The organism is Neisseria sp. HMSC073G10, from assembly GCF_001812605.1.
GTDB lineage: Bacteria > Pseudomonadota > Gammaproteobacteria > Burkholderiales > Neisseriaceae > Neisseria > Neisseria subflava_A.
Window position 1 is genome coordinate 96,913 of the sequence record NZ_KV809535.1, and the last position, 20,444, is coordinate 117,356.

21 protein-coding genes, 1 tRNA gene and 1 riboswitch are annotated in these 20,444 nt (G+C 46.6%); of the genes, 10 read left to right on the plus strand and 12 right to left on the minus strand.

The genetic code is table 11. The annotated features are described in order from the left end of the window. Positions 1 to 60: 60 nt before the first annotated feature. The 10 genes from HMPREF2865_RS07950 to HMPREF2865_RS11740 form a co-directional block, all read right to left on the minus strand. Complete coding sequence (locus tag HMPREF2865_RS07950) at positions 61 to 507, minus strand: ubiquinone anaerobic biosynthesis accessory factor UbiT (RefSeq protein WP_049323906.1); 447 nt, start codon at positions 505 to 507, stop codon at positions 61 to 63. Further along, a complete protein-coding gene (locus HMPREF2865_RS07955) occupies positions 494 to 1,411 on the minus strand; it encodes a U32 family peptidase (protein ID WP_070646651.1) in 918 nt (305 codons plus the stop codon). The genes HMPREF2865_RS07950 and HMPREF2865_RS07955 overlap by 14 nt, the downstream gene beginning before the upstream one ends. A 10-nt stretch (positions 1,412 to 1,421) precedes the next feature. After that, positions 1,422 to 2,429: a ubiquinone anaerobic biosynthesis protein UbiU gene (locus HMPREF2865_RS07960; protein WP_070646652.1), complete on the minus strand. Its 1,008-nt coding sequence runs from the start codon at positions 2,427 to 2,429 to the stop codon at positions 1,422 to 1,424. A 334-nt stretch (positions 2,430 to 2,763) separates the two neighbouring features. Continuing rightward, the gene (locus tag HMPREF2865_RS07965) at positions 2,764 to 3,384 is read right to left on the minus strand and encodes a DUF2238 domain-containing protein (RefSeq protein WP_070646683.1); all 621 of its coding nucleotides are present in this window, start codon (positions 3,382 to 3,384) and stop codon (positions 2,764 to 2,766) included. Positions 3,385 to 3,490: 106 nt separating this feature from the next. Beyond that, positions 3,491 to 4,480 carry a phosphatidate cytidylyltransferase gene (locus HMPREF2865_RS07970; protein WP_070646653.1) on the minus strand — a complete coding sequence of 330 codons (990 nt, stop codon included), beginning with the start codon at positions 4,478 to 4,480 and terminating at the stop codon, positions 3,491 to 3,493. Beyond that, on the minus strand, positions 4,477 to 5,184 hold the full coding sequence (locus HMPREF2865_RS07975) for a lysophospholipid acyltransferase family protein (RefSeq protein WP_070646654.1): 708 nt from the start codon (positions 5,182 to 5,184) through the stop codon (positions 4,477 to 4,479). Before HMPREF2865_RS07975 ends, HMPREF2865_RS07970 begins: the two co-directional genes overlap by 4 nt. 63 nt (positions 5,185 to 5,247) lie before the next feature. Continuing rightward, a complete protein-coding gene (locus tag HMPREF2865_RS07980) occupies positions 5,248 to 5,622 on the minus strand; it encodes a hypothetical protein (RefSeq protein WP_070646655.1) in 375 nt (124 codons plus the stop codon). A 2-nt stretch (positions 5,623 to 5,624) separates the two neighbouring features. Beyond that, positions 5,625 to 6,923, minus strand: coding sequence for a phosphatase PAP2/dual specificity phosphatase family protein (locus HMPREF2865_RS07985; protein WP_070646656.1), 1,299 nt, complete (start codon positions 6,921 to 6,923; stop codon positions 5,625 to 5,627). Positions 6,924 to 6,976: 53 nt separating this feature from the next. Continuing rightward, positions 6,977 to 8,719 carry a bifunctional alpha/beta hydrolase/class I SAM-dependent methyltransferase gene (locus HMPREF2865_RS07990; RefSeq protein ID WP_070646657.1) on the minus strand — a complete coding sequence of 581 codons (1,743 nt, stop codon included), beginning with the start codon at positions 8,717 to 8,719 and terminating at the stop codon, positions 6,977 to 6,979. A gap of 155 nt (positions 8,720 to 8,874) precedes the next feature. After that, complete coding sequence (locus tag HMPREF2865_RS11740; protein WP_283120655.1) at positions 8,875 to 9,096, minus strand: hypothetical protein; 222 nt, start codon at positions 9,094 to 9,096, stop codon at positions 8,875 to 8,877. 322 nt (positions 9,097 to 9,418) lie between these two features. Between HMPREF2865_RS11740 and HMPREF2865_RS07995 the strand changes: the two genes are divergently transcribed. After that, positions 9,419 to 9,703 carry a PepSY domain-containing protein gene (locus tag HMPREF2865_RS07995; RefSeq protein ID WP_070646658.1) on the plus strand — a complete coding sequence of 95 codons (285 nt, stop codon included), beginning with the start codon at positions 9,419 to 9,421 and terminating at the stop codon, positions 9,701 to 9,703. Positions 9,704 to 10,066: 363 nt separating this feature from the next. Beyond that, positions 10,067 to 11,713, plus strand: a complete 1,647-nt coding sequence (locus tag HMPREF2865_RS08000; RefSeq protein ID WP_283120656.1) for a Pycsar system effector family protein — start codon at positions 10,067 to 10,069, stop codon at positions 11,711 to 11,713. 140 nt (positions 11,714 to 11,853) lie between these two features. Here HMPREF2865_RS08000 and HMPREF2865_RS08005 read toward each other — a convergent pair whose 3' ends face one another. Beyond that, positions 11,854 to 12,453 (minus strand): CDP-alcohol phosphatidyltransferase family protein, encoded by a 600-nt coding sequence (locus HMPREF2865_RS08005; protein WP_070646660.1) that lies wholly within the window; start codon positions 12,451 to 12,453, stop codon positions 11,854 to 11,856. Between the two features lie 71 nt (positions 12,454 to 12,524). Next, positions 12,525 to 12,570: riboswitch (PreQ1 riboswitch) on the plus strand. A gap of 3 nt (positions 12,571 to 12,573) precedes the next feature. Here HMPREF2865_RS08005 and queC point away from each other — a divergent pair. Further along, entirely contained in the window at positions 12,574 to 13,233 is a 660-nt protein-coding gene (gene queC, locus HMPREF2865_RS08010; protein WP_070646661.1) for a 7-cyano-7-deazaguanine synthase QueC, read from the plus strand. 95 nt (positions 13,234 to 13,328) lie between these two features. Here queC and HMPREF2865_RS08015 read toward each other — a convergent pair whose 3' ends face one another. Further along, on the minus strand, positions 13,329 to 14,369 hold the full coding sequence (locus tag HMPREF2865_RS08015) for a L,D-transpeptidase (RefSeq protein WP_070646662.1): 1,041 nt from the start codon (positions 14,367 to 14,369) through the stop codon (positions 13,329 to 13,331). A gap of 139 nt (positions 14,370 to 14,508) precedes the next feature. On the opposite strand from HMPREF2865_RS08015, the gene rlmD reads away from it, so the two are divergent. The 7 genes from rlmD to HMPREF2865_RS08050 all read left to right on the plus strand — a co-directional run bounded on the left by rlmD (position 14,509) and on the right by HMPREF2865_RS08050 (position 20,323). After that, on the plus strand, positions 14,509 to 15,834 hold the full coding sequence (gene rlmD, locus HMPREF2865_RS08020; protein WP_070646663.1) for a 23S rRNA (uracil(1939)-C(5))-methyltransferase RlmD: 1,326 nt from the start codon (positions 14,509 to 14,511) through the stop codon (positions 15,832 to 15,834). 124 nt (positions 15,835 to 15,958) lie between these two features. Beyond that, positions 15,959 to 17,434, plus strand: coding sequence for a 23S rRNA methyltransferase (locus HMPREF2865_RS08025; RefSeq protein WP_070646664.1), 1,476 nt, complete (start codon positions 15,959 to 15,961; stop codon positions 17,432 to 17,434). Positions 17,435 to 17,457: 23 nt separating this feature from the next. Continuing rightward, a complete protein-coding gene (locus HMPREF2865_RS08030) occupies positions 17,458 to 18,561 on the plus strand; it encodes a response regulator (protein WP_070646665.1) in 1,104 nt (367 codons plus the stop codon). 10 nt (positions 18,562 to 18,571) lie between these two features. After that, positions 18,572 to 19,108, plus strand: a complete 537-nt coding sequence (locus tag HMPREF2865_RS08035) for a GTP-binding protein (RefSeq protein WP_003748733.1) — start codon at positions 18,572 to 18,574, stop codon at positions 19,106 to 19,108. A 1-nt stretch (position 19,109) separates the two neighbouring features. Beyond that, a complete protein-coding gene (locus HMPREF2865_RS08040; RefSeq protein ID WP_070646666.1) occupies positions 19,110 to 19,751 on the plus strand; it encodes a peptidase M23 in 642 nt (213 codons plus the stop codon). Between the two features lie 39 nt (positions 19,752 to 19,790). Beyond that, positions 19,791 to 20,150: a roadblock/LC7 domain-containing protein gene (locus HMPREF2865_RS08045; RefSeq protein WP_070460119.1), complete on the plus strand. Its 360-nt coding sequence runs from the start codon at positions 19,791 to 19,793 to the stop codon at positions 20,148 to 20,150. Between the two features lie 97 nt (positions 20,151 to 20,247). Further along, a tRNA-Asn gene (locus tag HMPREF2865_RS08050) sits at positions 20,248 to 20,323 on the plus strand. Positions 20,324 to 20,444 lie beyond the last annotated feature (121 nt).

The following is a 20,444-nucleotide window of genomic DNA, read 5'->3' on the forward strand; positions in this document are numbered from 1 at the left end:
AATATATAAGGCTGTCTGAAACATTCAGACGGCCTTTGTTCTTGGTTCAACCAAAATTAATCAATCCAAAGTGGACGTACTGCGTTTCAGGAACCATTCGCTGAAAGGCCACTCGACGCTGTCGAGTAAGTTTTTGGTAATTAGCCCCAGTTCCGTATCGCCTTCGATTTGCAATTTACGGTTGAAAAATAAGGTATCGGGATCTTCCTCGCGCATCATCATGCGCATGAAGTCTATACCATTGGCCGCCAACCTCAGATCGGGGGCGCCGCTGAAGTTGTCGTCCAGGAATTTTTCCGTATCGGCACTAAACCGCACTTTGATACCGGCATCCAAAACTTCGATTTCGAATTTTCTTCCGGCAAAAAGTTCCATATCGGCAGGCAGTAAACCTTTTTTCAGCATGGTATTCAATACGGAGACCAAAACAAAGCGTGGAGGTTTGCCGGGAAGTTTGGTACCGATTTTTGCCATCCATTTGGGTAATATGATTTCAGGCAGCGCCATAATATGCCTCCTTCACGGTTTCAATACCGGGCTGACCGCGCCAATAGCCGTCAACCAGTGTTCCGGTAGTCAGTCGTTCCAACTCGGGGCGGATATCTTCCCATGTGGCTTTTCCGTCCAATACATCGCGGTGAATTTGGATAATTTCAGCCATGCCGTGCATTTGTGGCGACAGTCTGAGCATATTCACGCCGATTTTATTCAAGTTTTCATGGTGGGGCAGTAGGTTTTGGCAGCCGTAAGACATGGTTTGGATGCCGTTGATGGTGAGAAACGGCTGGCCTTCGCGCGTATTCATGGCCATACCGTGCTCGTGGTCGAGGCAGCGGAACTCGCAACTGTCTTTATTCAAATTGTAATGGCGGGCGGTAAAGCAACGTGATGAATAGGCAAGCGGCATTTTGCCCCAAGCGAAGAGTTCGGTTTCAATGCCGTCTGAAGCCTTGATGATTTCGGCAACCTTATCGCGGCTCAGCTCGGACGGTGTAATCCAGCGGAATGCCCCTAATTTTCGGAATACGTCCAAAGTGGTTTCGTTGTAGATATTCAGGCTTGCGCCGGCAACAAACGGGATGCCGTGTTCGCGTGCCAATTTGACCGCACCCATGTCGTTGGCTTCAACTTTAAACTTTCCCTGCTCCGTGATTTTGCGCAGGCGTTTCAGATCGGATTCGCTTTCGAGCAGGACTTGTGAAGAAAGAATAATCTCCTTACCGCTTTCCGCCAAGTCTTCAGCCAGTCCGAACCAGTCGGCAAAGCGCATTTTCTGACGGCGTGAGCAGACTACCTCGCCCAAATAGACCGTATCCAACGGCGTATCCAGCATGGAAACGTAAAATTCCAGTAGGGCTTCTTTTTGCCAGAAAAATAAAATAGGGCCCAGCGATAATTTCAATGAATTCATTTTCTTCCCCTTATTTCCATGGGCGGTTGTATGCGCCCAAAGTTGTCTGATGACCTTCCGAAACTTTGCTCAAGGCATTGTTCCAGGACGGATTGACTTTGAAATGCGACGGGTCGGCTGCGGCTGCATCCAGTGCTTGGCGCAGGGATTTGGTTACTTGCGCCGTATACATCGGACTGCGTTGGCGTCCCTCGATTTTGATGGCGGATACACCGATTTTGATGAGTTCGGGCAACATTTCCAAAACATTCAGGCTGGTTGGTTCTTCCAAAGCATAGTAGGTTTCATCATTGACTTCAAAGCGGCCTTTGCACAAGGTTGGATAACCTGCCGGTTCATTGGGTTTGTATTGGTCTATCAATACCTGGTTTAGACGTACGTTCATGCGGTCGGGCAGTTGTTCCCAGCGGACGGATTTTGCCGGAGAGCAGACACCTTGCATATTGGGCGATTCGCCTGTTGCATAGCTCGACAAGATGCAACGGCCTTCCACCATCACACACAAACTGCCGAAGCCAAAGACTTCAATTTCCACATCAGTATTGTCAATTACATGTTTGACCTGATCGATGGTCAGCACGCGCGGCAAAACGGCACGACGGATGCCGAATAGCTCTTTCATCATATTGATGGCTTCGTAATTGGTGGCCGAACCTTGTACCGACATATGCAGGCGTAAATTCGGATGTTTGTCTGTCGCATACGCCATGATAGCGGGGTCGGCAACAATAATCGCATCGGCACCCAAATCCGCCGCCGTATCCACAGCGGCGTGCCAACGCTCTACTTGGCCGGCTTGTGCGAATGTATTGATGGCCATCAGTACATTGCGCCCGCGCGCATGGGCGTAAGCTACGCCTTCCCGCGCAGATTTCATATCGAAATTCAGTCCTGGAAAGTTTCGTGCATTGGTCGCATCTTTCAAACCCATGTAAACCGTGTCCGCACCGTTGTCCACAGCGGTTTTCAGTGCAGGCAGGTTGCCGGCGGGGCAGACCAATTCTGGAATTTTCTGCATTTTGTGTTCCTCGTCTTGATGATAACCTCTATCGGGTTAATCAATATTTTGTAGAATTCCGAATATTTTATGGATTAATGACACAAGATATGCTGACTTAAATCAAATCGAAAAATTCAGGTTGACGTAGGCATATTGTTTACAAAATCTTAACAGACGTTGTTTTTTATATATTTCATGTGCTTAAAAATTTTGATGACGGATTTTGTTTTAAAATCGGCTTATGTTTTTAACTATCGCATTTATTAATTTTTACAATAATGGCGATAGAAAAATGAAAAAAGGCCGTCTGAAAATCTGGTTTCAGACGGCCTTCTGCTTTAAAGGGGTAGATTTAAGAGAAACCCAAGCGTTTATCGGGTCGGGTAAACACGAAAATAAACAGAGAAGTTAACGCGCCCAAAGTATCGGCAAGCATGTCTTTTTGCGCGTCCCAAATATCGCCTTGAGAACCCAAGAATTCCAGTCCGGCCTCTCCGCCGTCGATGACGGCATATTGCCATTCGATGATTTCATAGGCGGCAGCCACGCTCATAATGAAGAATAGGGAGAAAAATAAGGCCAACGGCAGGTTGCACAGCTTGCGACGCAGCAGCCATTCAGCCATTGGGTAGGCATAAAAGCCGATGATGTAGTGGGCAATACGGTCGTAATGATTGCGGTTTTCGCCCAAAATCGGTTCGACAAAGCGGTTGATGGATTCAAACGGCACATCGGCAAAAGTATAGTATGCACCGATGGAATGCATAATCAGCCAAAAACTCATGAATAAGTAGGCTAAGTTGCTGAAGCGGAAAATGCGGTAGGTGGCAACCAGAAGGAAGAATACGGATGCTACGGGGATGATTTCAGCGTACCAGACCGCGCGGTCATGGGGATTGATGCCTGACCAAACAATAAGGGCGAAGATAATCGTAGCAAGAAAAATGGGAAAGATTGGAGAGGGTTTATTCATGTTGTGTGTGTAATAACAATGGTTACGTATTGTATAACGAATTGGCAGGGCTGGCAGTTTCATACATTCAAGGCCGTCTGAAAACATCTTTCAGACGGCCTGAAGTTTAGCCGTTCCAGAAATAACGGGTGATGTGGAAAAACACGGGTGCGGCAAAACAAATCGAATCCACACGGTCAAGCATACCACCATGTCCGCGTATCATATTGCCCCAGTCTTTGACACCGTAATCGCGTTTGATGGCAGACATAACCAGGCCGCCAAAGAAGCCCATCAGGCAGACGATGAAGCCGATAACGGCTGCTTGGCCGTGGGAGAATGGCGTAATCGGCGCCATCAGCGCGGCAATGGCCGTGGCCGATAAAATACCGCCGACAGTGCCGGAAATGGTTTTTGATGGCGAAAGCGAAGGCATGATTTTTGCACCGCCAATCAGTTTGCCCCAAACGTATTGCAACACATCCGATACTTGCACCACGCCAATCAGGAAGATCAGCAACAGGATATTGTTGCTATTATCGAAGCCGTCCAAGTCTAGAAACATCAGCGCCGGAACATGGGACAGACAGAAGATGCAAATCATCGCCATCCATTGTGTTTTGGCGGCGCGTTCCAAAAAGTATGCCGTTTGGCCGCTGAGGCTGGCAATAATCGGCAGTATCAAAAAGCCGTAAACCGGAATAAAAATGCTGAACATGCCGTACCAGCCGTCATAGACGAAATAGTATTGCACCGGCAGAAGCAGGTAAAAGCAGACCACCATGCTGTAATAGTCGCTGCGTCGGCGATAGACGAGGGTCATAAATTCGCGCAGTGCGGCAAATGAAATCAGGAAAAACAGTACAACCGTCCCGATTTTGCCGAACCAAAATGCGCCCAGCAACACCAGCGTCATCAGCCACCATGCGTAAATGCGGGCATTGAGGTTGGCGATGGTGGCATTATCTGCGCCGTTTTTACGCTTGAGCCATTGTCCGATGATGCTGGCAAAACACAATACGGCAAATACGCCGACAAAAATATAGCTGGCTTGAGGAGTCAGATGAGCGGCGGCTTGTTCGACAATGATTTGTTGGGAAGTCGTAGAAAGGCTCATGCTTGTCCTCCTTTGTTTTGATGAACTTCAGATTCATTTTGGCGAAGCTCGCTGCGGTCGTTTTCAGACGGCCTGAGTGCCAGCAGCGCTTCACGGCTGCGTGTCAAAAAGCTGTCTTTGTCTTCGTTTTCCTGCAAGGTAAGCGGTTGTCCGATATGGACTTCACACAAAAGCGGGATAGGCAGGATTTTGCCTTTTGGCAGTACGCGGCTGATGTTGTCGATCCAAATCGGCACAAATTCGGTATTGGGTTTGCTTTTTGCCAGATGATAAATGCCGGACTTAAACGGCAGCAGGATGGTGTTGTCGTCAGTGTTACGCGTGCCTTCAGGGAAAATAATCAAAGAGTCGCCTGCGTTCAGCGCATCTTTCATCTGTTCGGTAATCGCTTGCGGATTATCGCTATGGCGCGGAATCAGCAAGGCGTTGAAAACATTTTGAATGATGAAGCGTTTGAGTTTGCTCGTCAGCCAATAATCCGAACCGGCGACAGGGCGCGTGGACAAGCGCCAGCGGCGGGGCAGGGAAATCCACACCAATACAAAATCACCATGGCTGCCGTGATTGGCGTAATAGACCTTTTGGTGCTGATTGAATGCCAGCTCGCGCGGACTTTTGGGGCGTACGCCCGTAAGAAAAGAGACCGACAGACATAAGGCTTGGTCGGTCAGCCAGGCAAGTTGTTTTTTGAGGAAGTTTTTCATTGTTTCTGCCTTTTGAAGTGAGATACCGCTCTAGATCTGGTTTGGGTAAATTAGCAAAAATAATCAAATGCTTTGGATAAGCAAAATTAAAAATTGTGCGGCGGTCAGGTATAAGCTTTTGCGCCATAAGGAAAGTGCGCCGTTTATCCGTTGGGTCAAAGTACGGCTGCCTGAAATTTGACGCAAACCGTTTTGCTGTAAGGCGTGGTCGAAGTCTTTAGGAGAGTAGCAGTTGTCGGCAAAGTCTTGGAATATGCGGCGATCGAAGTGAACGCGGATATGGCAGTACAACAAAACCGTTGCCAAGACAAGTTGTACCGCAAACCATGCGCCGCCATATTTTACCGACAAGGCGAGCAGCAAGGCGTTGCAGGCGGCAACATAATGTGCGGTAGAGAGCAGGTGGGCAGTAATACGGCTATCGGTTGCGTTGTCCATCATTATCCTTGTTTTAAACGGTTGGCCGCAGCTTGGACTGCTTGGGCGGTGGTCGGCGATAATACCATTTGCGGCCGAGCCTGTTTGAGTTCTGCCTTTGCTTGCGCCAAGTCTTGGCAGCCACCATAAACCAGTAGCCACGTCAGTACCACTGCGGCACTTCTTCCATAACCTAAAGCGCAACATACCAGCACTTTGCCGTGTTTTTGGCGCAAGGTTTCCAATATCAAGGCCGTCTGAACCAAATCGTTTTCAAACGGCGTTACCATATCCAGTAAAGGCAGAGCGCGATATGCTCCCTGATAGCTACAGCAGGGATATTCGGCGCATACATCCAATACAGCAGGTAGATGGTTTGAAATACCCAAAACGCTGCCAATCCATACATCATTGCGGACTGGTGCCATTTTCGCCTTACCGCGTAACCAATACGCCATGTTTAGCCGTACACCCACCAGATAAGGCAATAGCAAAACCGTCGCTGCTGCCGATAATTTACCGTTAGCCTGTTTTTGGAAGAAGGCTACATTTCCAGTTAAATAGGCAAAAGCCACCATCAGCAAAGACACGCTAATCCATATCAACCACAGCCACGCTCCACCCAGCAATGCGGGTAACGCCGTCAAACACGCACCAAGCAAATATAACAACGCAATCTTTTTTGAGTGTACATTACTCAAGCCCAGTTTTAACGGTGAAGTCATCTGACGCGGAAAAGCCCACAACACTAGCCAGCCGAGCAATGCTCCGGTCGGCACGTCGATAAAATGATGTTGATAAGTCGTCAGTACCGACAAGGCAATCAGGTTTTGCCATAAGAAAAGCGGCAGGCGGATTTTTGGAAAGCGCGTCCAATAAAATGCACCCACGATAATCGCCAGTGCGATATGTAAAGATGGTGCTTGGTTGTACGGCAAATCAAATGCAGCCAATGAATCAAACAGCCAGCCTGACAGTCCATTGGCAGGCGGTTTAGGCCACCCGAAACGCAGCGGAAACAGCACAAAGCAAGCAGTCGCAATCAGTTGGGCGGCTACAAGGTGCGCTACATATCGGTTTTGTTCATGTATATCACGACAAAGAAAAAATGCCGCGGCATACATCAGGTTCAGCGACCAATAAGGCACAATCGTCCATGCCCAAAACGGAATATTGCTCTCCCATGCAAAAGCGATTTCAGGCACATAGTCCAGCGATGCCGCGTAATGATTGGAGATGCCGTAGCTGGTGTAGAACAGGATACCGACTAAAATCAGCTTGAGCAGGGAGGCTTTGAGGGAGGATTTCATGGATAGGTACATGGTTTAAATAAGGCCGTCTGAAAGTTAAAAAAATGTTCAGACGGCCTTTATTTTTATTTCTTCACTGCCAAGCTCACGGTGAAAATACCGTCTTCGTCTATCCATTGATAGATTTTCTCAAAACCGGCTTTTTCAACCAACTGATCCATTTCCTGCTGGCTGCGACGGCGCATTACCCAGTTTGGGCTGCCTGCTTTGTGGCTGGTCAGGGCGCGGGCAATCATTTCCAGTTGCGGATGCCACGGCTGGCCGGTGTAGATCAAGTAGCCGCCGGTTTCAATGGCTTCGCCGAAGCCGTAGAGCGAGTTCAAAATCAAATCGTTGTCGGCAAACAATTCGTGCAGGCCGGAGACGATGCCCAGCGTTGGACGTGGCTGTAAATCGTGATAGTTGGCGCGGTCGTAGGCATTGACTTCATTGAAGGTTACCGTCTCTTGCAAGCCGCGCTCGGTAATCAGCTTGCGGCCGGCTTCGACATTAATCGGACTGTAATCGCGCAAGCGTACGGAATCAGGCAATGTGTCGGCAGTCAGTGCGTCCAATACATAGCGGCCATGACCGGACGCGATATCCAAAACGTGTACAGGTTTGCCTGCTTCACGCAGTTTGGCTGAGGCCGTCTGAATGGCTTTGCCGATATTGACTTTGCGTTGGCGAATGCCGCGCCAGCCGATGGCGTTGAGATAGTATTTGTCCACCCATACACCGAAAGCATTGCTGCCTTGCGGTTGATTGCGGTAAACGTAATCCAGTGTACTACCTGAATCAAAACCTGTTTCTTGACCGATTCTCAAGCCTTCACTCCAGCGCGAACCCAGTTTGAGCGAGGCGCGATATGTTGCCCAAAATGCGCCACGAGGCGTACAAACAGGCAAAGGTGTAGCCAGTTCGTCAGCTTCTCGACGGCTGTCTCCAAATAAGTGCGCTTGAGTCAGGTCGACTTGTTGCAAAGGTTGATTGAAACGCTCGCGGATAAAACGGCGCATTTCGACAAACGCGATTTCACGGTCTTGCTCGCCTAACGTATCGTGGTAGAAACCGGGCAGGATATGGCGCTCTTTAATATGGCTGCCTAAGCGGTTGTAGAAATCGTGTTGCGGTTTGTGATGAACAACCCAATCGCTGCCTGAGATCAACAGTTGTACAGGCGTAGTAATCGCTTGTGCATCGGCAACCACACGTTCAGCCGCTTCATATAAACCCAGCAGGATACGAACGGAAATAGCGCGGGCAATAAGCGGATCATTGTCGTAGCTTTTTTGACGTTCGACGTTGTGGGTCAGATAGTGGGCTTTGACGTAGCTGTTGACAAAGAAATTGCCGCGCCATTTTTGCATGATTTTTAAACCGGTACGGGCAAACGGCACATAGAGTTTGACTTTGAACGCAGGCGAAGCCAATATGGCGCAACGGATTTTCGGCGCGTAATCGTGCAACCAAGTAGAAACCAATACCGCACCGACACTTTGCGCAATCACGCAGATGTTTTCAGGTTTGATGCCGTATTCGCTTTGAATGTGTCGGATAAAATCATCTACATCTGCAACCGAAGTGCCGATACTCGGACTATCGCCGCGTTCACCGGGGCTGTGTCCATGACCGCGTGCGTCCCAAGCGAAATAGGCAAAATCGTTAAAACCCAACTCGTCCGCCACAAACATCATTCGGCCGGAATGCTCATGCCCGCGATGGAACAGCACAATGGCTTTGTCGGAAAAACCATCGGCAGCAGGGCGATAGCGGTAGAAAAGCGAAGTACCGTCTTGGGTAGAAAAGTATTTTTGCTGTTCGGACATGAGAAACTCCTAATAGTCATGTTTTTAAACAGTATCATGGCATATCAAATAAAAGCAATGACTATCCGATAGACGGACAAATGCAATGATGGAGAGAAATGGTAAAAGATGATTCCAAATTTTACTTAAAACCGATGACAGTGATTGTTAAAAGGTTAGGTAGAGGGTGTTTGGATAACCTTACAAATTACTACCGACATATCATCATAAACTCGTTTTTTCGCAATTAATTTACGAAATACAGTCAGATGGGACTTATCGTTATCATATTGTTGCCAAATTTTTTCTCTTATTTCTTTTGAAAGGGCGTCACTTAGGCCGTCTGAACAAAGCAGCAGGTTTTCTCCTGCTTTAAGCGTAAGTTCGATATGGCACATTTTGTCTTGGAATTCGGAATAATCTGCTGCTAGATAAGAAGAAACGCCGCCATATATGGTGGCAAAAGGTGATTTCGCAAAATTTGTTCATGATTTGTCCATTTGTTGGGTGAATATTCGATGTAGGCTTTTCATCGTTTCTAACCCTCCGGATTTACACTTGGGCAATACGTTTGAAATTCGATGATTAAGGTCAAAGGCCGTCTGGACAGTTTTCAGACGGCCTTTACTGCGTTTAACCAAGTACTAATTAACTGCTAATTTTGTCATGTTTTAATACAACCATCGAAACCCGAATACACATTTTAAAAGGAAATCAAACATGAAAAAATTCTTATTGACCACCATCGTTGCTTTGTCTGCTGCTACTGCCGGTGCCAGCGATTACATCGAACACAAAATCTACAGCGACAAAAACTTCGAGCAAAACCGTGCTAAAGCCGTAAGAATGTTGGAACAACGCGGCTATCAAGTTCACGATGTTGATGCCGATAGCCGTCGAGGTCAGCCTGTGTTGGAGGTTGAGGCTTTTAAAAATGGCCGTGAGTACGACATTGTTTTGTCGTATCCTGATTTGCAAATTATCAAAGAGCGCATCGATTATTAATATTTCGATATAAAGTGGATTGTCGCAGGGCTTTTAGTTCTGCGACAGTTTGTTATTTGGGAATTTAAAGAATGTAAACAGCATGTAAATTACCTAAAACAAATGAACTAAATATGTTTTTTATTTTCCATGTAGTTCAAAGTGTTTGATGTCGGGAGTCATGATATGAGTTTGAATGATTGGAAGGAAGATGGTCAGCCGAAGCAGATGGGCGACCAAGAAAAACCTTTAAACGACGGCACATCTGCAGAATCCCAACAGGATGTTGATTTGTGGGATCACAAGCCAAACGGCGTTGTTGAAAACGAAGTTGAGGTTGTGGCTGAAGCGGTAGAAATTCAGGAAGTGGTTGAACATCCTGAGATGCCGTCTGAAAAAAACGAGAAGAAAGCCAAACGTAAAAAAGACAAGGCGAAAAAGAAAAAAAATAAAGCCGAGGATTTGAGTACGCCTGATTTGTTGGGTACGAATAAGGGCGTGGAAACCATGTTCCGCAACGCCGTACGCTCGGAGATGGAATTGTTGGCGTTGGCGGCGACCAAAGCGAACATTATGATTTCGCTGAATGGTTTTATTGTTTCTGCTCTGATGATCTCAGGCGCGTTTATTTTTTCATCGTCGCCCGAATTTTTGATTCCGGCCAGTACGTTTATGATTACTGCCGCCGCGTCTATCGTGTTTGCATTGCTTTCTGCTTCGCCGGAACGTATCGGCAAAATGCAGGCGGCGCGTACATGGTTGAAGGATTTTGTTCGTGGCCGTTCGAAACTGCGGGATTTGAAAACCCGCCTCAGCAGTACCGAAACGCGCTTTTTTGGCGGCAGCCAACCCAATATTTTGATTTATGAAGACCGTGTGAAACTGCAAAAAGATCAATATTGGGAAATGATGCAGGAGATTATGGGCGACCGTAAACAAATCTATGAAAAGATGAGCGACCATCTTTACTGGCTTGGTTTGTTGGCGGATAAACAGTTTAAATACATTAACTTATCTTATGCAGTATTCCGCTGGGGTTTGCTGGCTTCGTTGGCGGCATTTATCGGTGTGAAAACACTGCCGTCATTGCTGATGCCTCCGACCAACAACGCGGCAGAGCTGCGTTCGCTGGGTATCAATATGTTTAACGGCGTATTTGAGCCTTCTGCTGTACAACAGCTTCCGGATGGTAAGTTGCTGATCGCGGAAGACGAACCCAACCATGCGTTCAGTATCATCAGTATTGATAAAACCGGCAGGTTTGTGGAAGACGAGGCATTGGATACGCGCGTGATTACCGGTTTCAAACGCCGTCTCAGCGACTTGGAGGCTTTGGCACGCGACGATGAAGGTTTTATCTACGCGCTGACTTCACATTCGCGTACCCGTAAAGGCAACCGCTCGCCTGACCGCGAACACCTGATGCGTTTTAAAATCCAAGACGGCAATGTGTTGGGGCTGACCAGCTACGACAATCTGACGCAAGTTTTGGAAACCGATCATAAGCTGCATGATTTGATTCGCGAGCGAACCAAGGCAGAGGTTTCTTTTGAAGAAATCAATATTGAGGGCATGGCGTTTGATCCAGTGAAAAAACGTCTTGTTTTGGGCTTCCGTGATCCTGAGTTCAACAACATGGCTTTGGTCGCGTTTATCAGCAATCCGAAAGATGTATTTGAGCGCAATGCCAAGCCTGAGTTTGATGAAGTGGCGGTGATTGATATTGATGGCGGCGGTATCCGTTCCCTCAACTATGATCCTGTTTTGAAAACCTACGTGATCGCCAATGAAGTGAAGGATGAGAATGGACAGAAATTCTCACAACTGTGGACTTGGAGCGGTAATCCGATCGATGAGCCGCAAAAAATCTCTCTGCCTAATCTGCAACACATCACCAACGTTGAAGCCGTTGATTCGATTACCGTTAACGGCAAGCCGCAGATGATTTTGATGGGCGATGAAGGCAATGCTTCGCAGAAAATTACTGCCAAGTATATGTTGGTAGATTACAGTCAGTTGGGCAAACAGTAAGTTATCTTGGCTACTGAATAAAAGGCCGTCTGAAACCGATAGTTTATGGTTTCAGACGGCCTTTTTTGTTTTCAGTAAAACGGAGTGATGGGTTTGAATATTCTAATCAACGATGATTAACCCAAGAACGTGGACAAGTTTCAGACGGCCTTCAAGCCATTAATGACACGTTTGCAGCAGGTATAAACCAATGCCGCGCAGGCCAGCCACATAAGGATATAGAAAGTCGGATGGAAGCTGCCGGCGATTGCATACCATACTGCCAATGCGCCGATAAAGAATGCGCGATCGCTTTTGCCGAATGGCCCGTCATAACGACGGCCGTTGCCATGAACTTGTCCCAAAACGCCGCAAAATTCAGTCATTGCCGCCAGCCAAATAAACAGGGCAATTTGCATGCCGCCGAAGGGCGCGATGAAGGCAAAAGGCAGATACAAAGCAGCATCGGCGGTAATATCGGTGATTTCATTCAAATAACCGCCTAATGCCGATTGCTGGCCGAACTCCCGTGCCAGCATACCGTCCATTGCATTCAGTGCCATACGGACAAACAACCAGATCGGCAAAAGCCAGAATAATGTGGATACACCTGCAAACAGTGCTAAAAGCAAACCGATCAAAATGGAAACGGCGCAGGCAAACAGAGTGACCTGATTGGCAGTAATACCTTTTTGATACAGTCGCTTAACAATGGGACGCAACAGGTTTTGGAATTTTGGTTTCAGGGCGTAGATGCTCATAATTATGCTATATAAAAGAAAATGAAGTGCCGTGATTATAGACGAAATCCGTTATAATCCGTCAATCTTCGAATCACGCGGTTCGCAAACCTCCCGCGTTAACAAAACTAGGAATTTACTATGGAAAAACAGCAGGCACTCGTTATTTTTTCAGGCGGGCAGGATTCAACAACCTGCCTGATTCAGGCAATTCAAACATATGGCCGTGAAAATGTGCAGGCCATCACTTTTCAATATGGGCAACGCCACGCCATCGAATTGGAGCGCGCGCGTTGGATTGCCAAAGATTTGGGCGTGAAGCAGACCGTACTCGATTTGAGCCTGATGCAACAGATTACGCATAACGCCTTGATGGATGATACAGCGTCCATTGAAACAGCTTCAGACGGCCTGCCCAATACATTTGTAGATGGACGCAATGCTTTGTTTTTGCTTTACGCCGCTATTTACGCTAAAGGGCAGGGGATACGCCATATCATTGCCGGCGTGTGCGAAACCGACTTTTCCGGTTATCCCGACTGCCGCGATGTGTTCGTCAAGTCGATGAATGTCACGCTGAATCTGGCCATGGATTACGCTTTTCAAATCCATACGCCCTTGATGTATTTAACCAAAGCGCAAACATGGGCATTGGCGGATGAAATGGGTGTGTTGGATTACATTCGCGAGCAGACGCATACCTGTTATAACGGCGTGGTCGGTGGTTGCCATGAATGCCCAAGCTGTATTTTGCGCGAGCGCAGTTTGTCGGAATATTTGGAAAGTAAAAAGGCCGTCTGAATTAAGAGAGGCATATATTTCCAATATCCAGTTGTACGAAAAGGCCGTCTGAAAAATTCATTTCAGACGGCCTTTGGCTATGTATTTTGTTCTGCTTAGAACAGCAAATCTGCCGGTTCGCTGCTTGCCGGAGCACCTTTCACAGGAGCAGAGGCTGGGGCAGTAGCCGGTTCAGAAGCGGCTTTAGGTGCAGAAGCAGGAGCATCGGCCGGAGTGGTTGCCGGTTTCACCGGAGTTGGACGAACGCTTTGTTTCGGTTCGGATGCTGCCTTGTTGGTATCGTCGGTAGCATCGACTTCGATTTCAGTGCCTTGAGGCAATACCACATCTTTAGCAGGAGCCGGTTTCGGCATGACTTTAGGTTTGCTGTAAGCATCCGTGCCGCTGGTCCATGCTAAAGACTTCAAAGGAGATTTGAGTTTTACACCTTTGGCGCAAGTCAGACAGTTTGCCGCGCCGGTGCGTCCTTTCAGGATTGCATCCACACGCGCGGCAGGAATGGTTTTGCCGTGCGCTTTTGCCCAAGCTGCAATGCTTTTTTTCAGGGCAGCCGTATCAAGGTTTTTCTTGTCGTATGGGTCACGATAGGCAGCCAGCCACAAGTTTTGGTTGGCATCTTCGTTCAGGCTCGCCATTTGGTAGATAACGGAGGCAGGAGAACCTGTTGCGATGGTTTTGGCGAATTCCAATGCGTCAGGCGATTTCATGCGCACGCAACCATGGCTGCGGACACCGGGTACGCTGGCAGGGGCATTGGTGCCGTGAATGCCAAGGCTCAATTTAGGGTCGCCAAGACGGACAAATACCGGGCCCAGCGGATTGTTTGGGCCGGCCGGTACGCTTTTTACGCCGTCATTGCGTTCTTTTTGGATGGATTTAGGGATGTGCCAAACCGGGTTGTAGGCTTTTGCGCCGATTTTATGTTCGCCCAGATTGGTTTGGGTCATGGCTTTGCCGACGGCAACAGGATAAATTTTGTTCAGTTTACCGTTGTCGTAGAGGAACAAACGCTGTTGCGTAATATTGATAACGACGTGTTGTCCGGAAGAGGATGGGGAGACGTCTGGAATAAGTGTGTTTGCAGCAGCGGCTGAAGTTAAAAGGGCGGCTGTCAGGCCGAACAGTATTTTTTTCATGTCGTCTTTTTTTGTAGGGTTTGAAATGAAAGTTTTTGGCGCATGATACCTGAAACTCTGTGTTTTTGTGAGAAAATATGCGCTTTCGGTATTGGAAGACAGTCAGACGGCCGGTAAGCGGCTGTCTGACGGAAACGGTATGAGTGTGAAAGAACGGTATCAAGAGACGGAAGTTTTTTCTTTGGATTATGAGGGCAGGGGTGTTGCCAGAGTTGGTGGGAAGACCGTATTTATTGGTGGTGCACTGCCTGGGGAGCGTGTAACGTTTGTCATACATAAAGAGAAAAAACAGTTTGCAGAGGCTCAAGTTGAAAAGGTTTTGAAGGCTTCTTCCGAACGTGTCGAACCAGCCTGTTGCTATTTTGATACATGTGGCGGCTGTTCGCTTCAACATGTTTCTTTCGGAGCGCAAGTTGCGTTAAAGCAACGGATTTTGGAAGAACAGTTGGAACGGATAGGTAAGGTCAAGCCGGAAATAATTTTACCTCCTTTATATGGTTACTCCTGGTATTATCGCGATAGAGCGCGTTTAAGTGTTTCGGTGGATAAGCAAGGCCGTCTGAAACTCGGTTTTCAGGCCAAAAAAAGCCATGATGTTATCAATATCCGCCATTGCCAGATTTTGCCTAAACATGTGTCCGATAGATTGCCTGATGTCCGTAATTTGCTGCAAAAGCTGCATGATGATGGTGTAAAAGTGAAATTTGTTGAGTTTTATTGCGGAAAAAATGTGACGGTGCTCAACATTCGTTTCGTAAATCAACCGTTTGGACAAATATTAAGCGAATTGCGTAATTGGTTTGATAAGATATTGTCGGGTGCTGAAAAGGCATGGCAAATATGGTTGCAAGATCATGCCGAGTCCTTGCCGTTTTACCCTGAGAACGTGCCTGCCCTGAACTATACTCTTGCTCAATTCGATGTGGAAATGCCTTACAAACCCGGTGATTTTACGCAGATTAATGCGCAGCTGAACGAAGTGATGGTGGCAAGGGCTGTCAGGCTTTTAAACCCTCAAAAAGGGGAGCGGATTGCCGATCTGTTTTGCGGTTTGGGCAATTTTAGTTTGCCGCTGGCAAAAAGTGGTGCATCGGTTGTCGGTATTGAAGGTGCCGATTATTTGGTCGATAGGGCAAGGGAAAATGCACGCCTGAATCGTTGTGCCGAGAATATGACGTTTTCTGTTGCGGACTTGTTCGATACCGATGAAAAAACTGTTGAGTCGTGGGGGCAATTTGACAAGATGTTGCTGGATCCTCCGAGAAACGGGGCTTATGCTGTTGTCAAATCGCTACACAAGCCGTTTTTGCCTCAGAAGATAGTGTATGTTTCGTGCAATCCATCAACATTTGCACGAGATGCCGGTGTCTTGGTTGATAGGGGCTATAAGTTTAAGGCGGCGGGAATCATGAATATGTTTGCACAAACCTCGCATGTTGAATCCATTGGTGTGTTTGAGTTGTAAATTGGTATCAAGTCCTTTATGGGGGTAGGGTTTCTAATGTAAAAATGTGTGCGTTCATGTTATCATCATTCGTTTGGCGAATTAATAACGTTGAAGTTGCGTGTAAAGCAACAGATATTAATAAATGCAGTTTGCAGCACAAGACCGGGAGGTGTTCTTGAACTATCAACTTTTAACTATTCTTTTGCTGGTGCTTTTTTTGCTGGTGTTGTTTTTTGTTCGTCATAAACAAAGTAACAATTCAGACAAACAAAGCGCACATGTATCAAAAAGCAGCCGTACATCTGCTGCTCATACAGCCTCCTATGAGGACGGAAACGACTGGATTGAGAAAGTCAACCAGACAGTTTCCAATGCGGATAATCAAGACTGGGAATGGGGCGGAAGCGGCTCAAACGATGCAACAGCTTCTGTTTCCGCACAAGAAGTGGATCCGCTGACCGAATATCAGGTTTATAAACAGTTTGGCTATGAGAGCAAAGCAGCAGAGTCTTTGGCCGGTTATCTCAATACTTTGGAAGACGGCGCTCCGGAAAAGCTGGTTCATGAATTAATCGGTTTGAATCTGCGGGTCGGTAATATCGACATGCTGGCGGATACACTTGAGCGTCATAGTGCCTCACTTTCAGAAGACAGCGTAGCCGAATACCTGAAAGCCGGTCTGGCTTTGGACTCTACTAACCTGCGCCTGCGTGTTTTTGCCGAGCGTTATCTCGGTTGGAATATGCAGGAAGTCGATCGTCAAATTGGCGAGCAAAGCGGTTTGGAAGTTGCTTCCGACGGACATATTGCCTTTGAGAACGATTCGGTTGAACGTATTGTCGTTCCTGGTATGGGCAAACATGCGCCTATCGTATTAGGTAAGAAAGATTTTGGCGAAATTAGCCCTGAAGAGATGGGTGCGGTTATTGGTTTTGCCAAACCGGAGCGCAGTGCAAAAATCCTGAAAGACAAGATCAGCTACGAGACTGCTTTGCATCAATACAATAAAGCAATCCAAACTTCTGCGAAGCCTGCTGGTCTCATTATCGATGCCTTGCGTCTGGATTATCAGAATGAAGAAGTAGGGCAGTTTGCCAAGCATCTGTGGAAGCTTTACCACTCTCTGGGTCAATATGGCCGTCAAGTAAAAGAACGTATGCTTGGTTGGGGTTATAGCCTTGGTTATCACGAAATTTTTGATGATTTGGAAAAAGGGCCGTCTGAACAGCAAATTAAAGAGATTGGCTTGAAACGCGGTTATATCCAGCCAAGTTCTTTGCAGATGAAAGCCAAATATCGTGAGTTGGTTCAAAAAGACTCTTCAGTCATCAGCGCGAGCTCTTCACCTGCAGATGAAGCCGTGAAAGAAGTCGAATCTTTGTTGGCCTATGGTCAGTTGGATTTGGCCATCGGTACTTTGGAACAGGCTGTTTTGCAGTATCCTCAAGAATCGCAGTTGTACATTATCTTGTTTGATTTGTACGAACGCGTTGAAGATTGGGGACGTTTGGAACAATTTCTGCGCTTGTTGCGTGAGCGTGTTGTCAGCCTGCCTGAAGAGGTTGTCTTGGCAATGAGCCGTCTCTTGCAACGAATGAACCAATATTCAAAAAAATAAGATAATCGTAGAAAGTACGAGTGATGAATAATCATTTACCAAAAATTAAAACCATACGGGTTATGTTACAGGAGATGGGTGAGCAACAGCAGGCGGTATTCCGTATGGCATTTAAAATGCACAATACGACGAATTACGTCATCGTTTCCCCTGATTCTGATGAAAAACCGGATTTGGTATTGGTTGATACCGATACTCCGGCAGGTGTAGAAGCTTGGAAAGAGTCGAAGAAAACTTATCCGGAAGTACCTGTGGCTATGTTTTCTTCCGAGTTGCCGACAGTAACGACTCCTTATTTGGCTAAGCCGGTCAAATTTGATACTTTGTTTCCTGTTTTGCGCAGCCTGGCTCAAGGTGGCAATGTTTTTGAGCCGTCTGAGCAACAAGCGGCTGAAGAGAATAAAAGACAATCAAATTCCGATGGCACTAGAAAGGTAACCATTCGCCGATTTAATCCAAATAAAGGCTTGTTGGGCGCGCTGAAATTTGCCAGTCAAGGACATCAAGATGTTGCTGTCTTGCATGAAGGCAAGCCGATATTAATCGTGTTTCCTAGTATTCAGCGTGTACTGTTGACAGTCAGTGCCAATGAGTTGGAGAAATTGTGTAAGAACGATAACTTGGCTGTCGTGTGTAAGGCTGTTCCTGATAATCCTCAATGGAAAGAAAAAGCCAAAGTCACCATTATGTCATGCTTGTGGCAAATGGCTATTTGGACTGCATCAGGCCGTCTGATTTATCCGATGACGCCGCAAACTGTTTTTACACTCAAGCGGTGGCCAAACTTAACCCGTTTGGCACATGTTCCGGAATCTATGCGTCTGTCGGCATTTCTGACAAAAACGTCTGTTAATCTGAACATCCTCTATAAAGTTATGCCTTTAGAAATGCCTGATATTTTGAACTATTTATCGGCAACATATATGACCGGCTTTTTGGCGACAGATACAGAGTTTGCAACTGATGCGAACAATACGCCTTCATTGAACGAACAGATTGATGTGAATAGCAAAGACGTACCTGAAACAGCAATGAGCAAAGAGGCTCAAAAAATTGCCGGTCCGTCGAAAGAACAACCTCGCGGCCTGTTGCAACGCCTGATGCGTAAGTTGCTGGGTAAATCGTAAAGGACACGTCATGAAAGAAAATAAAATTATCTTTACCGGTCCTGTTGGCGTAGGTAAAACCACTGCAATTTCAGCTTTATCTGATGAACCACCGGTTCAAACCGATGCATCCGCATCCGATATGACACTTGTCCGCAAGGGGTACACGACTGTGGCGATGGATTACGGTGTCATTCATTTGGATGAGGAAACCAAGGTTCATCTGTATGGTACGCCTGGTCAGGAGCGTTTTAATTTCATGTGGGAAATTCTGAGCCAAGGCAGTATGGGCTTGGTGCTTCTTTTGGATAATACAAGAAGCAATCCATTGAAAGACCTGCAATTCTTCTTGGATGCATTTCGGGAGTTGCTGAAAAAAGCGCCTCTGGTTGTAGGGGTAACAAAGATGGATATCCGATCCTTACCAAGCGTGGATGTTTATCAAAAATATTTAGCACAGAATAATTTTAATGTCCCGGTTTTTGAGATTGATGCGCGTCGAGAAGACGATGTAAAACAATTGGTTACTGCCATGTTGTTCTCAATTGACCCCGGATTAGAGGTATAAGATGGAAGCGACACTTTCTTTACAAGCAAATTTATATCCTAAGATTACACCGGCGGGTGCGTATTATGCTGTTTCAAATGATACGCCCAGTGCCAGCAGAACTTTATTGTATGGCCTGTTGCGTGCAGAGCCGTCTGAAACCATCAGCAGCGAAAAAATCTTGGCATGGGCGGATACCAGCGACATCAATACCGCTTTGAACCTGCTGTATCGCCTCCAACGCTTGGAATTTTTGTATGGTGATGAAGAAATCAGTACAGACGATATCCATTTGACTGACGAGCAATTGCCTACATTGTTGGAACAGTTGTCCAATTCTGGCAAGGCTTTATTGGCTGATGAAAACGGTTTGTATTTTGCCAATGCCAATTTCCATCACGAGGCTGCGGAAGAGTTGGGCCTTTTGGCGAGTGAAGTAGCCAAAATGGAAGACAAACACCGTCTTTTGATTCGCAATAACCTACATATCAATAATAGCGCATGGGGTATTTGTGATCCTTCAGGCCAAAGTGAATTGACCTTTTTCCCCCTGTATATTGGCATGACCAAGCTGATTTTGGTAATTGGTGGAATGCCTGACTTAAATAAAGAGGCTTTTGTTACTTTGGTTAAAGTGCTGTACCACCGATACGGCAGCCGTTGATTTTTGCCTGACCGATATTTATTTTAGAATGGAGCGACTATGCAACAACTATTAATCTCTGTATTAAGCGATTTGAACAATACTTCTGCGGATATCACTGCCTCTGCAGTTATTTCTACAGACGGCCTGCCGATCGCAACCATGCTGCCTTCCCACTTGAATGCAGACCGTGTAGGTGCGATGTCGGCAACGCTTTTGGCATTGGGCAATCGTTCCGTACATGAGTTGGCTTGCGGTGAGTTGGATCAGGTAATGGTTAAAGGTAAAAATGGCTATATTCTGTTGAGTCAAGCAGGTGAAAATGCAGTGTTGGTATTGATGGCAAAAGAAAGCGGTAAATTGGGCTTGATTTTGTTGGATGCGAAACGTGCAGCCAAACAAATTGCTGAAATCTTATAAAAGTTTTATAAATTAAAAAGATATAAAAATATTTTGTTTTTATATAGGTTGTTGCTTGACAAGTTTCTGATATTTTCTATATAATTCCATCTTTAATTCCCCGATAGCTCAGTCGGTAGAGCGACGGACTGTTAATCCGCAGGTCCCTGGTTCGAGCCCAGGTCGGGGAGCCAAATTTTAAAACCACCATGGTATATGGTGGTTTTTATTTTATCTATTTATTAGTATCTTTAACATATTGATAATGCGTGGTGAGATGGTTGTGCTTAATGCTTCAATTTTCAGACGGTCTAC